Here is a 16,803-nt window from a genome sequence, read left to right on the forward strand (position 1 = left end):
TGACTAAGATGTCTTCAACTGAAGAGCTTCTGAAGCGTCTCGGTGTCACTATTGACGCCGGGACGCTTCGTCTTGCGCTCACACACCGTTCCTACGCCTACGAAAACGGCGGCATCCCCACCAACGAACGGCTCGAGTTCCTGGGCGACTCCATTCTGGGGTTCTCGGTTACTGACGCGCTGTACCGTGACAACCCCACCCTGCCCGAGGGGGAGCTGGCCAAGCGCCGCTCCGCCGTCGTTAGTACGCGGGCCCTCGCGGGCATTGGCCGCAGCATCGGTCTTGGTGAGTACATCTACCTCGGACAGGGCGAAAAGCTCACCGAAGGCAAGAACAAGGCGTCCATCCTCGCAGACACCATGGAGGCCCTGATCGGTGCCACCTACGTATCCAACGACATCGAGACGGCACGCCAGCTGGTCATGCGCCTGATCGGGCCGCTGCTGAAGGATGCTGCCGCGCTTGGGGCCGGCACCGACTGGAAGACGAGCATCCAGGAGCTGGCGGCGAGCCGTCAGCTCGGGACGATCAATTACGCCGTTGAGGGCTCCGGGCCGGACCACGCCCGGACCTTCGAAGCGATCCTGCGCATCGGCGGCAACGATTACGGCACCGGCTCGGGCAACTCCAAGAAGGAAGCCGAGCAGGAAGCTGCCGCGGACGCTTGGCGCAGGCTGTCGGCGCCGTCGACTGCTGCTCCGGATGCGGCTGTGCCGGCCGATGCGGCTGCGCCCGACGCGCAGCAGCTGCAGTCCCAGACCGGCGCCTAGGCACACACCGTGCCTGAACTGCCCGAGGTCGAAGTTGTCCGCCGCGGCCTGGTGAGCTGGGTGCGGGGCCGGACCATCACCGCTGTTGAGGTGGTGGATCCGCGCTCCGTCCGCCGGCACGCGCTCGGCCCTGAGGACTTTGCCGGCAACCTTGAGGGGACCCGTGTCCTGGACGTGGTCCGGCGCGGAAAGTTCCTCTGGATGCCGCTGGCGGACACCCCCGCGGACGTTCCCGCGGCTGGTTCCGGGAACGGCGCAGCCGAATCCTCCACGCCCTCGGTGGCGCTTATGGCGCACCTGGGCATGTCCGGGCAACTGCTGATGCAGGACGTGGGTGTGCCGGACGAGAAGCACCTGAAAGTCCGCCTGCGCCTCAGCCCCGCTGACGGCATGCCGGAGCAGCTCCGGTTCGTTGACCAGCGGATCTTCGGCGGGCTCTTCCTCACCTCGCTGATCCCCACGTCCGACGGCGGTCCCGGTGGACTCGCCGAAACGCCGCTGCCGCTTATTGCCGAGGAAGCCTCGCACATCGCGCGGGACCCGCTGGACCCCTGCTTCTCCTTCGACGAGTTCTACCGCCGTCTCCGGACCCGCAAGACAGGCCTTAAACGCGCCCTCCTGGATCAGGGGCTCGTTTCCGGAATCGGCAACATCTACGCGGACGAGGCGCTCTGGAAGGCGCGGCTGCACTTCGCCCGGCCCACAGACACCCTCCGGCGGGCTGAAGCCGAGCGGGTCCTCGACGCCGCGCGCGAGGTCATGACCGACGCCCTCGCGGCCGGAGGCACCAGCTTCGACTCGCTGTACGTCAACGTCAACGGGGCGTCGGGATACTTCGACCGCTCCCTCAACGCCTACGGCCGGGAGGGCAAGGAATGCCGACGCTGCGCCGAGGCAGGCCTTGTCAGTATCCTCCGGCGTGACCAGTTCATGAACCGTTCTTCCTACACTTGCCCGGTCTGCCAGCCCCGGCCACGGAACGGACGCTGGTAACGGGCGCCCAGAAAACAAGTAGTCCTACTCTTACGCTCCCAACATCGCGCTGAAAGACTGTGGCGATGGGTGCTAGGGGAATTACAACCATGGTCTTAGTTAATGCTCTCGTCCGGGCCGGGAACAGCCGGTGAAAGCCAAGCGGCTTGTCATCGCGGGTGTCGGCGTGGCGGCGATCCTGGGAGGCACCGCCGTCGTGCTGGACCAGATGACGCCCGGAGAGCCTTCGGCGTCGCACGTTCCGGCACCGGCAGGCAGCAGTCCGCCGGCCGCCGGCTCCAGCCCGGATCCAGGCACTACTGACGCAGCGGCTCCCGCGGGAGCCGGCGACGGCGCACCCAGTACGACCGGCGGTTCCACTGATGGTTCGGACGCTGCACCCGTGGGCCGTGAAGTCCTTCCGCCCGTGAGCGCGACTCCTACCGGCCTGCCCATGCCCGCGCCGCCCGCGCCCCTCATCAGCGCGCCCTTGCCGGCGGCGGCATCGGCCGAAGGCAAAATCGTGGACGGGTTTCCCGTGGACGCGCTCCGGTTTCCGGACGGAACAGTAGTCGTCTCGACGTCGGTCTCCCCAGCCGAGGGAACCCTGCAGGTGTCCGCCGATGCGATCGCCGGCTTGAGCCAGGACTCGGTGGCAGGGCACTTCCAGCAGGTCCTGGGCGGCCTGGGGTTCTGGTCTGAACCCGTGCCCGCCTCGGCCGGAGAAACGGCAATGCGGTTCAGCCGGGGCGCCGATTCGGTGACCCTCACGGCCTCAACCACGGGCACGGGAGCCACACGGTTCATGCTCCTGGGAAACCTGCACGCGGCGGCAGGGGGGTAGCGCCATGTATATCTCCATGTCTGATCGCAACGGCGGCAACAAGGACCTGCAGGCGTTGGAGCCGGGCGCAGTCGAACCCCTGAAAAGGCCCTTCCGTCTCTCGCCGGTGATTATCTGGCTGGGCGTGGTGAGCATGCTCACTGACGTCTCGTCCGAATCCGTGTCCGCCATCCTGCCCCTGTACATCACCGGGTTCCTCGGCCTGTCCACCATTGCGTTCGGATTTCTCGACGGAATCAACCAGGGCGCGAGCGCCATTGTCCGGATGGCCGCGGGCTATGCTTCCGACCGCATCGGGCGCCCCAAAGGCGTGGCCGTCGCAGGGTACGGCCTCTCCATGCTGGCCCGGATCGGCCTCTTGTTCGCCGGCGGGTTCTGGGCACTGACCGCCGTCGTGACGGCAGACCGCATTGGCAAGGGCATCCGCACAGCCCCGCGCGACGCGTTGATCGCGGTGTCAGCCCAGCCTGAATATCTGGCGCGGCACTTCGGAGTGCACCGGATGCTGGACAACATCGGGGCTGCGGGCGGGCCGCTGCTGGCCTTCCTTATCCTCATGCTGATCCCCAACGGCTACGGCACCGTGTTTGTTGTTTCCCTGGCCTTCGCCGTCATCGGTGTGGCAGTGCTGACCCTCCTGGTGCCGAACCTGAGAACCCGTCGGACTGACAGGGCGGGGCGGGGCAGGGGGGAGCCGGACAGCGTGGGGCCGGACAGCAAAACCCGGCCGGCGTGGGGATTCCGCTGGCGCCTGCTGCGTGAGCCGGGACTTGGCCGGCTTTTGGTTGCCGCCGGAATTCTGGGCCTGCTGACGGTGGGGGACGGCTTCATCTACCTGGTGCTCCAGGACCGGGACTCCTTCGCCGTGCAGTGGTTTCCCCTGCTCTACGTGGGGACGAACGTGGTGTTCCTGCTTCTCGCCATTCCGCTGGGCCGCCTCGCGGACCGCTGGGGCAAGGCGAGGGTCTTTATTCTCGGGCACGTAGCGCTCCTTGCCTGCTACCTGCTGGCCGCGGCGCCGGTCGGGGGGGTCGGGCCGACCATTGCCTGCCTGGTTCTGCTCGGGGCCTTCTACGCCGCGACGGACGGCGTGCTGTCGGCGCTGGCGAGCCAACTGACGCCGCCGGACAAACTTGCCACCGGGCTGGGCGCCGCCCAGACGGTGGTGGCGCTCAGCCGGATGGCCGCCTCCGTGGGCTTTGGTGTCCTGTGGTTCGCGCTGGGTCCCGCCGTTGCCATGGTGGTGGTGGGCTCCTGCCTTGCCGCCGGCGTCGTGGCGTCCTGGTACATCCTGCGTGGCGGCATGCTGCAGAGGCCGGCAACTTGACCCCCGCCGGGAGCAGGGCGCGCTGGGGGATTTTGCTGGTCATCACGGCACTGGTCATCGCCGCCGCCGGAGCCTACGCCGCGGCCGCGTTCGGGCGCTTCCAGGAGAGCAAGGCGGCGGCGTCGACGGCACGAGTGGCATCCGGCGCCGCCGTGCTGACGAAGGCCTCAGTCATATTCCGCAACACCGCGCCAGGCCAGGGGTACGGCACAATAGGCGCCGTCCCGCTGTCCGACCCTGCCGGCGAACGGTCCCTGGCGGCGGTGGCCTGCGACAGGGTGTACGGCACGCTGCAAAACATCGTCTGCCTGAAGACCAACCGCGGTCTGGTGACCAGCTTCGAAGTGGTCCTGCTGAACGCGGAGTGGCAGCCGACCAGGAGCTGGGCCCTGCCGGGCATTCCCAGCCGGACACGCATGAGCCCGGACGGCTCCCTGGTATCCACTACGGTGTTTGTCTCGGGACACGCCTACGGTACTGCGGGCTTCTCCACCGAGACGTCCATTACCGGGGCGCAGGACGGCGGCGGAACCGGGAACCTGGAGGACTTCGCGCTGATGGTCAACGGCACCCGGATCACGGCGGCGGACCGCAACATCTGGGGCGTGACCTTCGCTCCGGGCGATAGCGACACGTTCTACGCGACGGCGGCATCATCGGGCCGCATCTGGCTGGTCAAGGGGAGCATTTCGGCGCGCACGCTCACGGCAATCCACGACGGCGTGGAGTGCCCGTCCCTGTCTCCCGACGGCACCCGGATCGCCTACAAGAAGAACTCCGGGGGAACACTGACCCCGCACTGGCGTGTCGCGATCCTGGACGTGGCCACCGGGCAGGAAACCGTACTGTCCGAGCCGCGCAGCGTGGACGACCAGGTCGAATGGCTGGACAACCAGACCCTGCTCTACGGACTCGCCCGCGACGGCGCCGCCGGTGACAGCGATATCTGGCAGATCAACGCGGATCCGGCGTCCCGCCCCTCCCTCTACATCGAGCACGCCTGGTCCCCGTCAGTGGTGCGCTGACCGGTACCACACGTCGATTGCTCCATAACTGCCGTTTTCAAGCCCCAGAAGGGCAGTTATGGAGCAACGGATGCAGATGTTCAAGGCACCACGGCCGGGTCAACGAGCGCTCCCGGAGGAACGGCGACGCCCTCTGGGCCCCTAGCCCACAACGCCGAGCCCCGCGCCCAGCCTGAGTCGCAGCCTGAGCCTGGCTGGAGCCCCAGCGCCCAACCTGAGTGGCCCCGCAGACTCCAGGCTGCACCGGCACCCAGGTACTGACCGCCAACCACCCGTCGACTGCTCCATAACTGCCGTTATCACGCCTCAATAGGGAGTTATGGAGCAATCGATGGAGGTCAGGGCGATGCGGGTGCGAAGACGACGTCGACGAAGTAGTTGGTGGCGTTCCAGGAGTTCGACGGCATGGAACCGCCGGACCCGTACTGGTAGCGGCCGTTGTTAGGACCGGGCGCCGAGAGGATGCCATTGATCCATGGTTCCGAGAAGAACGCCGGGGTGTAGGCATAGTTGCCATTGGGAGCCAAGTACGACACCACGTAGGTCTGATCCGGTTCCAGCGCGACCGGAGCCGGGAACGTGGCTGTTTGCCATCCGGTGGCTGTCTCGTCCGAGAAAGTCACCTGTGCCAGTCGCTCCCCGGCGGCATTCCACAGCGAGCCGACATGTGTTCCGGTGTTGCCCGCCCCCTTGTAGAACCGCACGCCCGTGGCACTGCCCGCCGCCGACACGGAGAAGGCGGTGCCGAGCTCAATGGACGAAGTGTCCCCGGACGCGGCGGGTACCGCCGGCAGCAGGGGTCCGAACAGCGACTGTTCCGGGCCGCCGGGGTTGGATGTGGTGAACTGCCAGCTGAGCGGCGCCAGCTCGGCGCCTTGGGCCGAGACGACATTGCCGACGCTGGCGGACATCACGGTGGCTGTCGGCAGCGGCTCCGCCGGTGAGAACGTGATGGTCCGGGAGTCCGCCGAGAGAGCGGAGGTGCCGGCGACGGCGGCCCCATTGGCCGACAGTTCAAATGTGAAGCCGGCCCGGATGGACTCCGACAACGTCACCGTCGGTTTCGATGTCACCGGGAAGCCGATGGAGTCTGCCGCCGGCACCTGGGTCGTCACGCTGAGCGGAGGCACCGTCACGACGAAGGCGACGTCCACGAGGTAACTGGCGCCCGAGGAGGATGACGGAAAGTCGCCGCTGTACGTGTAGGCACCGGATGTTGCGCGCAGCGGCCCGCTGGTGATACCGGAACCAATACCTCCCGGTATCGCCGAGTACACGCCGGCAGGCGTGCGGTACGCGGCCACATATTCGGTGTTCGCCGCGATGTCCACAGGCTGGCTGAAGGAGGCCGTCTGCCACCCGGACGAGGATTCGCCAGTGAAAGTAACCGCCGCCAACTGCTGGCCGTCAGCGGTGTACAGGGCCCCGGTGTGGGTTCCGGCATTGCCCGCCGACTTGTAGTAGCGGATGCCGGTGACCTGCCCGGGCGAATCGCTGGCGAAGCGTACGCCCAGCGTCAAGGGCACCCCGTCGTTGAAGTCCGGTAGGCCGGGAGTCACGGAGTCCTGGTACAGCGAGCAGGGGCAGACGCCGTCGGGCCGCGGGGACGGAACGGTGGTAAACGTCCACGTGCCTCCGGCGCTGAGTTCCTGGCCCGTCGTCGAGGTGGCGGTCAGAGTGGCGGTGTAGGTGGTGGCCGCCGCCAGGGGCGCCGCCGGCGTGAAGGTGACCTTGCGGGCGGGCGCGTCATAGCTGGCCGTGCCCGGGACCTCGACGGAGCCGGGGCCGGTCAGGGTCAGCGCCACGCTCGAACCCGCCGCAGCCTTGGACAAGGTGGCGGAGACCGGGGCGTCCAGGGGGACGCTCGACGAGCCGGGGAGCGGTGCCTGCGCGCCGGCCACGAACGGCGGATCCGGGTACTGGACCACGACGTCGACAAGGTAGCTGGCACGGGAGCGGGCACTCGGGAAATCATTCGTGTAGGAGTACGCCCCGGCGTCGGGCTCCGTTCTCAGGTTCCCGACGCTCAGCCCGGACCCGAAGCCGTTCACCGTCGCGGAGTAGGACCCGGTGGTGCTCTTGTACGCCATGATGTATTCGGTGTCCGCGGTCATGGCGATGGGCTGATTGAAGTAGGCCGTTTGCCAGCCGGACGTGCTCTCATTTGCGAACGTGACAGTGGCGAGCTGCGCTCCGGACGCCGTGAACAAGGTGCCGGAGTGGGTGCCGGTGTTGCCCACCGACTTGTAGAAGCGGATACCGGTGACGGTTCCTGCCGCAGTGCTCGAGAAGCGGACTCCAAGCGTCAGCGGCACACCGTCCCGGGCCTCCTGGATCCCCGGGACGACAGAGTCGTCGAAGAGGCTGCAGGGGCAACTCCCCGGTGCCGGAGGCGAGGCTACGCTGGTGAAGGACCACGACGCGCCGCTGGCCAGCGATCCGCCGCTCGCTGCCGTGGCGCCAAGCGTCACGGTGTAAACGGTGCCAAGTGCCAGGCTGGCCGCAGGGGTGAAGGTCACTTTCCGGGTTGTGGCGTCGTAACCGGTGGTGCCGGGCACGGACGTGCCGTTGGCCGTCAGCGTCAACTGCACGCTGGACTCCGTGACGGCCTTGGAGAGCACCGCACCCACTGTCGTGGCCTGCGGGACGCTTGATGAGCCGTCCAGCGGCCAGTGGCCGGAGGCCGTCAGGTCCGAGGTGTCAACAGTGTCGAACAGGGCATCGACGAAGTAATTGCCGTTGTTGTAACTGTTCGACGGGAACGAACCCGGACCGGCGTATACGCCGGCCGGTGCGCTTCCGAAGCCTCCGGCAACGGTCAGGGGCGCTTCGCTCAGGCCAAAGCTGGCCCACTGGTTTTCCTTGCTGGCGTAGTGTCCGTTCGGAACGGTGTACGAGACGACATATTTCTGCCCGGCGGAAACCGCAACCGGCTCGCTGAAGCGCACTTCCTGCCAGCCGGAGGCCGTTTCGGACGTAAACGTGGCTGTCGCCAGCCGCTGCCCGGCGGAGCTCCAGAGTGAACCGCTGTGGGTTCCGGTATTGGCGGCGCTCTTGTAGAAACGCGCTCCGGTGATGAAGCCGTCCACGCTGGGCGTGATGTTCATGCCCAGCTCGTAGGCCCCGCCGTCCGGAGTATCGGGCACGTCCGGCACCTGCTGGCCGAAGACCGAGTACGGTCCGGTGAGCTGGAGGTTGCGGGTGATGGGGGCTCCAACATTGGCGCTGTCATCGATGGCACGCACCTTGATACTGGCCGTGGCGAGGCCCTTCTGGATATAGGTGTAGGTCCAGTTCTTCTTGCCCTGGGCCGGCCGCCAGCTGTTTCCGCCGTCGGTGGAAACTTCGACTCCGGCCACGATGCCGGCGGTGTCGCTGGCCGTTCCGGACACCGTAACGGCCGTGCCGTGCGGAATGGTGGCCCCCTCGGCGGGGGAAGAGATCGTCACGGTCGGGCCGGCTGTGTCGCTGCTGGCCGACGCCGGTGACAGCGCTGTGTCGCGGGTGGCGGGCTGGGCCCCCATGTCGGCCAGGAGATTGATCTGTGCCTGCTGCATCCGCGGATCAGCGGGTGCGCCGTCGCCGTCGTGCTCTTGGTCCAGGCCCCACGTCCACTGCACGGTGCCCGCGGAGAAGACCAGCGCCCCGCTGGGGGCGCGGTACATGGTGGTGTTGTGGGTTGTGGTGCCCGGCAGTACGGTGTTGCCGAAGTCCTGCAGATACTGGGATGTGGGCCCCGTCGTGGTGGACAGGCGGACCAGCCCCGCGGGTCGGAATCCGTTGTCGCGGTCTTCATTGGATTCGTAGCCGATGGTGTGTTGCGCCAACTCTGCGGAGCTTCCCGCGGCGAGCGTCGCCAGGGGAGTGTTACGCCAGAGACGCGATTTTCCCTCGTCTGCGCTGACCGTAATCGGCAGATCCGTGTAATTCGACATGTACATGGTCCCGGTCAAAGCGTTCTCGGGCAGGCCGCCGCCGTTGGCCGGGGCGGCGTACCGTGGATCGCGCCACGTCCCGGTCCACCCCGTGCTGGGGTCGATCTTGGCGTTGGCCCAGGTCTCCTTGTACGACGTGATGGTGCGGCCGGCCGCGCCGTCCACAGGCGAGGGCTCTATCCGGGTCCGCCAGTACATTTCGTTGCCGGAGAGGAACTGCAGGTTCACTCCGGCGTCGCGGGCTGCCTCCACATTGGCCCGCTGCGCGCCCGACCAGTATTCGTCGTGGCCCACGGAGAGGAACACTTTGTGGTTGAGCAGCTGGGCGCCGTTCCGGTCGGTGTCCACGCCGCTGAGGTAGCTGACGTCGTACCCGTTTTTCTCCAGGAACCGGACCAGCGGGTACTCGTTGCTGAAGTAGAAGTCGCGGCCGTCCACGGCCCCACGGGTATTGACCGGACGGTTGTAGCTGATCTTGTAGGCCCTGCCGTTCTCGGCGCCTGCGTAGAAGTTCGAGCCGCCGTAGCTGTTGTAGGCCTGCCAGGACGTGTCGGAGGTCTGGAAGACGACGTCGGAGTGGCTCCCATCGGAGCGGACCACAAACGTGATGTGGCTCTGGCTGCCGTTGTCCGGCCGGGTCAGCAACGCAACGTAGACCCCGGAGACCGCCGTCGCGGGGACCTGCCAGATCGCGGACACCGCCCATGTTCCGCAGTCGTAGAGTTCCGTGGTGACGTCGGAGAGGCACTGCGGCTGGGCCTGCCGGAAAGCCGACGGCGTGACATCGGCGATCTTGCGCGCGCCGAGCCCCTGGTACCAGCCGGTCCGGTAGATCCCGATCGTGTAGCTGGACGCGTTGGTGTCCACCTTGAAGCTGATGGGCTGGCCCGCGTTGACACTGATCTCGGTCGAGAACCCCTGGATGTCCGGATCGCCGGCGCCGGAGATGTCCCATTCCTCAGGTGGCGCTCCGGGTTTGGAGTTTTCGCACGCCACGGCGTTAAGGACCGGCGCGCAGGGATCCGCGGCGCTCGCGGTCGGCAGCAGTGCGGGCCCGGCGGCAACCGGCAGGAGCGCTGCCACCAGGGCGACGGCCAGGGGAAGGACGACTCGGCGGAGAGCTTTCAGCGTGCGACCGGATGACGATACGGACATGTGAACTCCTGAGTGAGTACGCGGTGGCGGTATCGGGCCGGAACATCGTGCGCCGCCCTGTGCCGCCACCCCCGGGGCAGCCAACCAAGATTTTTCAGTTGTCCCTGCACCGAGTTGCCAGCCACACGTCCCCTGAGCCAGTGGCGGAACGCTGAACTGCGTTCTGCCACGTCGGGACGGCGTGAGCCCGCCGGCCCGAGTTGTCTGGCAACTCTTCGCGCCAGCCTATGTTTGCGCTCGGAAACGCCGCAAAGGATTTCCTTGGGAAAAGCCTAAATCCGCTGAATTTGGCGTGATGGCGGTAGATTTGGGGCAGGAACAGCCGTTTCCGCCAGCCAGGAGAACCGAAACACCTTGCACCTCAAAAGCCTGACCGTCCGGGGATTCAAGTCCTTCGCTTCGGCGACGACCTTCGAATTCGAACCAGGTGTCACCGCCGTGGTGGGCCCCAACGGCTCCGGCAAGTCCAATGTGGTGGACGCCCTCGCCTGGGTAATGGGCGAACAGGGCGCCAAGACCCTTCGCGGCGGCAAAATGGAGGACGTTATCTTCGCGGGCACGTCCGGCCGTCCGCCGCTGGGCCGCGCCCACGTCTCACTCACCATTGACAACAGCGACGGCGCCCTGCCGATCGACTACAGCGAAGTCACGATTTCCCGCACCCTGTTCCGCACCGGCGGCTCGGAGTATGCGATCAACGGTGCCGGCTGCCGCCTCCTGGACATCCAGGAGCTCCTGTCAGACTCCGGCCTGGGCCGGGAAATGCACGTGATCGTTGGCCAGGGGCAGCTGGACAAGGTGCTCCACGCGACCCCGGAGGACCGGCGCGGCTTCATCGAAGAAGCCGCCGGCATCCTCAAGCACCGCCGCCGCAAGGAAAAAACCGTCCGCAAACTCGAAGCCATGCAGGCCAACCTCGCACGGCTCAGCGATCTCACCGGTGAAATCCGGCGGCAGCTCACGCCGCTGGGCAAGCAGGCGGAAGTGGCACGGCGCGCGCAGACCGTCCAGTTCGACGTCCGCGACGCGCGTTCCCGCCTCCTCGCCGATGACTTGGTCCAGCTCCAGTCGGCCCTGGCCCAGGATGTAGCGGACGAGAGTGCACTGAAAGCCCGCCGCGGCGTCGTCGGGCAGGAACTTGAACACGGCAGACAGCGGCAGGCCAGCCTCGAACAGCTCGCCGCCGACGCCACCCCAAAACTCAGCGCCGCCCGAGACAACTGGTACCAGCTCTCCGCGGGACGTGAGCGGCTGCGTTCCCTCGGCTCGCTCGCAGAGGAGCGGCGCCGGCTGCTCGGGGCCTCGGACAACGTCCCTGATTCCGGGCGCGACCCGGACAAGCTCGACCTGCAGGCCGCCGCCGTCCGGGCGGAACAGGCCGGGCTGGAGCACCAGATCGGAGAGTGCCGCAGCGCCCTGGACGCCGCCACGGCCGCCAAACAGGAGGCCGAGAACGCCGCCGCCGCCGAGGACAAGCGGCTCGCGTCCCTGCTCCGCGCCGCCGCGGACCGCCGCGAAGGCCTGGCGAAACTTGCCGGGCAGGTCGGCGCCGCACGCTCCCGGGTGGAGTCGGCGCAGGCGGAACTCGGCCGGCTCCGTGAATCCCTCAAAGCGGGGGAGGAACGCCGCAGGCAGGCCCACAGCGAGTTCACCGCCCTCGAATCCCAGGTTGCCGGAGTGGAGGACGGCGAGGAAACCCTCGACGCCGACTACGAGGACGCCAGCGCGGCTCTCGACGCCATCATCGCAGAGATCGACGCGCTGAAGGCGGCCGAACGGGAGGGCGAACGGGAACGCGGCGCCCTCATTGCCCGCCGCGACGCCCTCCAGCTCGGCCTGAACCGCAAGGATGGCTCGGACCACGTCCTCGGCGCGGGTATTCCCGGGGTGCTCGGCTCCCTGGCGTCCATGATCACCGTTGAACCAGGCTTCGAGGCCGCCATCGCGGCGGCCCTCGGCGCCTCCTCCGACGCCGTCGTGGTGCAGGACGGCGGGGCCGCGGCCGCCGCCGTGCAGCGGTTGAAAGACGACGACGCCGGCCGCGCAGCCCTGCTGCTGGCGGGCGCAACGTCAGCCCCGCCGGACTCCGGTGCAGAGCTTCCCGGAAGCGCACGGTGGGCCGCCTCCCTGGTCACGGCGTCCGGGCCGGAGGGCGCCGCCTCCGGGCTGCCGCTGCCCGGCCTGCTGGCGGGCATCGCCGTCGTCGACGGACTGGATGACGCGGCGCAGTTGATTGCCGGCCACCCGGAGCTGACGGCTGTGACCAGGTCCGGGGACGTCTTCACGGCGCTGACGGTCAGCGGCGGCTCCGCCAAGGCGCCCTCCCTGATTGAGGTGCAGGCCGCCGTCGACGACGCCTCCGCGCGGCTTGCTGCCGTGACCGCCGAGCTGGAACGCCAGCGCTTCGCCCTTGCCGCCGCCCAGGCCCGGCGGGCCGCGGCGCAGGACCGCGCCGATGCCGCCCTGGAGAAACTCCATGAGTCGGACGCCCGGCTGGCGGCCGTCGCCGAACGCCTGGGGCACCTGAACTCCGTGCTGCGCAGCGCCGTCGGCGAAAGCGAGCGGCTCGCAGCCTCCCTCGCCAAGGCCGAGGCCAACATCGTCAGCGAACAGGAAGCGCTCACTGCCGTGGCGGCCCGGCTCGCCGCCGCGCAGGAGGCACCGGCCGAAGAGGAACCCTCCCCGGAACACCGTGACGCCCTTGCCCTGGCTGCCTCGCTGGCCCGCACCGCCGAAATGGAAGCCCGGCTCGCCCTCCGCAGCGCCGAGGAGCAGCTCACCGCCACGCGCAACAGGGCGTCGTCGCTCGAACGCGCCGCCGCCACCGAGCGGCGCGCCCGGGAGGAGGCCGCCGAACGGGCACACCGCCGCCGGCTCCAGGCCAAACGCGCCGCAGCCGTCTCCGCCGCCGTCGGCCAGGTGATCAGTTTCATGGATGTCTCGGTGGAACTCGCCCGGCAGGAACGGGACAGCGCCGAGGAACGCAAGGAGCAGATGGATGCGGAGCTGGCGGCCGTGCGCAGCAGCAACGACGCGCTGGCCCGCGAACTGGCCGAACTGACGGACTCCGTGCACCGCGACGAACTGGCCCGCACCCAGCAGCGGCTCCGGATCGAGGCCCTTGAGCTCAGGAGCGTCGAGGAGCTGGGACTGACCCCCGACCAGCTCGTGGCGGATTTCGGCCCGGACCAGCCCGTGCCCGTGCCGGCCGCGGAATCGGCGGACAAATGGGCGGCCCTGCGCGCCCCGGTGGACGAGGACGGCCGCGAGATCGTGGCCGGCAAGCCCTTCGTCCGCGAGGAACAGGAGAAGCGGCTCAAACGGGCAGAACGGGACCTGTCCGCGCTGGGCCGGGTCAACCCCCTGGCGCTGGAGGAATTCGCGGCCCTGGAGGAACGCCACCAGTTCCTCAGCACCCAGCTCGAGGACCTCAAGTCCAGCCGCAAAGACCTGCTGGACATCATCAAGGAAGTCGACGAGCGGGTCCAGAAGGTCTTTGCCGAGGCCTTTGAGGACACCTCGGCGCAGTTCGTCCGGATCTTTGCCCGGCTGTTCCCCGGCGGTGAGGGCCGGCTGGTCCTCACCGACCCCTCCGACATGCTCACCACCGGCATCGAGGTCGAGGCACGCCCGGCCGGCAAGAAGATCAAGCGGCTCTCACTGCTCTCGGGCGGCGAACGGTCGCTGACCGCGGTGGCCCTGCTGGTCGCCATCTTCAAAGCCAGGCCCTCACCGTTCTACGTGATGGACGAGGTGGAAGCCGCCCTCGACGACACCAACCTGGGCCGGCTCATCACGATTTTCGAGGAGCTGCGCGAATCCAGCCAGCTCATCATCATCACCCACCAGAAACGCACCATGGAAGTTGCCGACGCCCTCTACGGCGTCACAATGCGCGGCGACGGCGTCTCCACCGTAATCAGCCAGCGCCTCGGCGCCCAGGTCTGAGGCGCGCCGGCTGAGGCAGCGTCTGCGGCACGCCCGCCCGCGTTTCCGGACTCCGCGACGGCTTTCCGGTTTGTGAGAAGCTAGGGGAGTGAACGACATCCTCCCCATTCTTCTGCCCATTCTCGCCGCCCTGGTGGTCCTCGGTGCGCTTATTCCGGTCCTGATGAAGACCCGGAAGAACATCACCAACTACCCGGGAAAGCGTGACGAGAACGATCCTGTGAAGCCGGGTGCGGGCGGCGGAACCCTCCTCGAGGACCGCCCCGCGCCAGCGCGCGAACGCGTGTCGCCGGACGACGTCACGGCCGACGTCGAGGATCTGGAGACAGTCGAAGTCCCGGACAACGTCGCCGGACTGGAAATCGTGCCGGTCGAGACGCCGCTGCCGGTCGCCGGCCGCCTGATCCGCCTCCGCGAACGCCTGGTGAAGTCCAACAACATCCTGGGCAAGGGCCTGCTGGCGCTGCTCTCAGCGGACAAGATCGACGAGGACGTCTGGGACGAGGTGGAGGAAACCCTCCTGCTCGCCGACCTCGGCACCGAGCCGACCCTGCAGCTGGTGGACGCGCTCCGCGAACGCGTCAAGGTGCTGGGAACCCGCTCCCCGGAACAGGTCAAAGCTTTGCTGCGCGAGGAACTCATCAAGCTCGTGGACCCGACGATGGACCGCAGCCTCCGGGTGGAACGGCACGCCGACAAGCCCGCCGTCGTGCTGGTGGTGGGCGTCAACGGCGTCGGCAAGACCACCACGGTGGGCAAGCTCGCCCGCGTGCTCGTCGCCGAGGACAAGGATGTCCTGCTGGGCGCCGCGGACACGTTCCGCGCCGCCGCCGCCGAGCAGCTCGCCACCTGGGGACAGCGTGTCGGCGTTCCCACAGTGAAGTCCGACGTCGACGGTGCGGACCCGGCGTCCGTTGCCTATGAAGCGGTCAAGGCAGGCATCGACCAGGAAGTCGACGTCGTGATGATCGACACCGCCGGGCGCCTGCAGAACAAGACCGGCCTGATGGACGAGCTCGGCAAGGTCAAGCGCGTCATCGAGAAGCTCGCCGAGGTGGACGAGGTGCTCCTGGTCCTGGACGCGACCACCGGCCAGAACGGCCTGAATCAGGCCCGGGTGTTCGCCGAAGTCGTGAACATCACCGGCATCGTCCTGACTAAGCTGGACGGCACAGCCAAGGGCGGCATTGTCGTGGCGATCCAGAAGTCCCTCGGCGTTCCCGTCAAGCTGATCGGCCTCGGCGAGGGCGCGGACGACCTTGCCCCGTTCGACGCCGAGAACTTCGTCGACGCCATCCTGAACTAACCGCTCCGTTTCTCCCAACTGGCTTGCAGTTGCGGTCGTTTCAGCGCTAAAACGACCCAACTGCGAGCTAGTTGGCTTTAACGCGGAAGGTCTCCCTGGCCATCAGCCAGCCGGCGGCGGCCGCGACCAGCACGCCGCCCGTGACGCCGAACGCCCAGCCATAGCCCAGCCGGTCCGCGAGAAGCCCGGCGAGCACCGGGCCGATGATCGCTCCGCTGTCGGCCGTCATCTGGAAGATGGCGAGCACCCGCCCGCCGGAGCGCTCGTTGCCGATCACGTCGGCCATGGCGGCCTGCTGGGCGGGGCCCAGCAGGCCTGAACCGATGCCGGCCACGGCCGTGGCCAGGAGGAACCACAGCAGTTCGTGCGTGAAGCCGATGGCCGCCGTCGCGGTGCCGGTCACCAGCAGGCCGGAGATCATCATGGGTTTCCGGCCCAGGCTGTCCGCGAGCCGGCCGGAGAAGGTCAGTGCCACCGCGTTGGCCGCGGCGAACACCGCCAGCGCCCAGCCAGCCGACTCCGGCCCCGCGTTCAGCGCGGCGACGGCGAAGAGCGGCACCGTGGCCATCCGCACACCGAAGGTCGCCCAGCCGTTGGCGAAGCTGGAGAACAGCCCCGCCCGGTAAGCGCTGTCGTGCAGTGCCTCGCGCAGGTCCATCGCCGGCGCCGTGCTGCCGTCCGGGCGGGAGGCGGCCGGCACATGGCTCAGCTGGGTCTGCACCACCAGGGCGGCCAGGACCAGGGCGGCCGCGTAGACCAGGAACGGAATCCGCAGGCCGAAGCCGGCGAGCAGCCCGCCGACGACCGGCCCGCACACATTGCCGATCAGGAAGGCCGAGGCGTACGCCCCGGAGACCCGCCCGCGGCTCTCGGGCGGCGCCAGCCGGACCACGAGGGCCATCGACGCGACCGTGAACATCACTGAGCCGGCGCCGCCAAGACCCCGGAAGACCAGCAGCTGCCAGTAGTCCTGGGCGAAGGCGCAGGCCGCCGTCGACGCCGCAACAATCAGCAGGCCGGCCACGTACACCGGCCGTTCCCCAAGCCGAACAATCAGTGCCCCGCCGGCCGGAGCGAACACGAGCCGCATGAACGCGAAGATGCTCACGATCACGGCAGCCGCCGTCGCGCCGACGTCGAACGTCGTGGCGAACTGGGGGAGGACCGGGGCCACGAGGCCGAAGCCCAGGGCGATGAGGAAGGCCGCCACCAACATCACCTTGATGTCCCGGGGCAGCACCGCCTTCCCGTTGTTTCGGGGGGCGGCCTGCGGCGGGGAACCCGCGGGACGGGGGGTCTTACTCATGTTGGTGGCTTCCTGGCGGTGCGGGCGTGCGGGAGAGGGGGTGTTGGAACGGGTGAAACATAACCGTAACAAGAAGGATTTGCACCATTTACTTCCGGGAGGTTCTTGTAACAACCCGGCAATCTAATTCCTCTCCCGGTGAAACACGCCCCGGACAAACTCTTCTTAGAACGCAAACAGCGTTGAGGCATGCGGAGAACTCCGCAGGAACACCC

Annotated in this window: 9 protein-coding genes; 7 read left to right on the top strand and 2 right to left on the bottom strand. The window is 68.0% G+C overall.

Going from position 1 to position 16,803, the window contains the following annotated elements:
* The first annotated feature begins 8 nt into the window (after positions 1-8).
* From rnc to AC1DF4_RS13240, 5 genes are all read left to right on the top strand, one after another.
* Complete coding sequence (gene rnc, locus AC1DF4_RS13220; RefSeq protein WP_476913318.1) at positions 9-770, top strand: ribonuclease III; 762 nt, start codon at positions 9-11, stop codon at positions 768-770.
* Positions 771-779: 9 nt separating this feature from the next.
* Complete coding sequence (gene mutM / locus AC1DF4_RS13225) at positions 780-1,763, top strand: bifunctional DNA-formamidopyrimidine glycosylase/DNA-(apurinic or apyrimidinic site) lyase (protein ID WP_476913319.1); 984 nt, start codon at positions 780-782, stop codon at positions 1,761-1,763.
* Positions 1,764-1,893: 130 nt separating this feature from the next.
* Positions 1,894-2,586 (top strand): hypothetical protein, encoded by a 693-nt coding sequence (locus tag AC1DF4_RS13230; protein WP_476913320.1) that lies wholly within the window; start codon positions 1,894-1,896, stop codon positions 2,584-2,586.
* 4 nt (positions 2,587-2,590) lie between these two features.
* A complete protein-coding gene (locus tag AC1DF4_RS13235) occupies positions 2,591-3,913 on the top strand; it encodes an MFS transporter (RefSeq protein ID WP_476913321.1) in 1,323 nt (440 codons plus the stop codon).
* Positions 3,910-4,938 (top strand): TolB family protein, encoded by a 1,029-nt coding sequence (locus AC1DF4_RS13240; protein ID WP_476913322.1) that lies wholly within the window; start codon positions 3,910-3,912, stop codon positions 4,936-4,938. Before AC1DF4_RS13235 ends, AC1DF4_RS13240 begins: the two co-directional genes overlap by 4 nt.
* A 338-nt stretch (positions 4,939-5,276) precedes the next feature.
* Here the strand turns inward: AC1DF4_RS13240 and AC1DF4_RS13245 are convergent, their stop codons facing one another.
* Positions 5,277-10,028: a DUF4082 domain-containing protein gene (locus AC1DF4_RS13245; RefSeq protein ID WP_476913323.1), complete on the bottom strand. Its 4,752-nt coding sequence runs from the start codon at positions 10,026-10,028 to the stop codon at positions 5,277-5,279.
* Positions 10,029-10,382: 354 nt separating this feature from the next.
* On the opposite strand from AC1DF4_RS13245, the gene smc reads away from it, so the two are divergent.
* Positions 10,383-13,976, top strand: coding sequence for a chromosome segregation protein SMC (gene smc / locus AC1DF4_RS13250; protein ID WP_476913324.1), 3,594 nt, complete (start codon positions 10,383-10,385; stop codon positions 13,974-13,976).
* A gap of 88 nt (positions 13,977-14,064) precedes the next feature.
* Positions 14,065-15,282 (top strand): signal recognition particle-docking protein FtsY, encoded by a 1,218-nt coding sequence (ftsY, locus tag AC1DF4_RS13255; RefSeq protein ID WP_476913325.1) that lies wholly within the window; start codon positions 14,065-14,067, stop codon positions 15,280-15,282.
* Positions 15,283-15,349: 67 nt separating this feature from the next.
* Here ftsY and AC1DF4_RS13260 read toward each other — a convergent pair whose 3' ends face one another.
* Positions 15,350-16,588, bottom strand: a complete 1,239-nt coding sequence (locus AC1DF4_RS13260) for an MFS transporter (RefSeq protein WP_476913326.1) — start codon at positions 16,586-16,588, stop codon at positions 15,350-15,352.
* Positions 16,589-16,803 lie beyond the last annotated feature (215 nt).

This window comes from Arthrobacter sp. 05N429 (genome assembly GCF_056397045.1).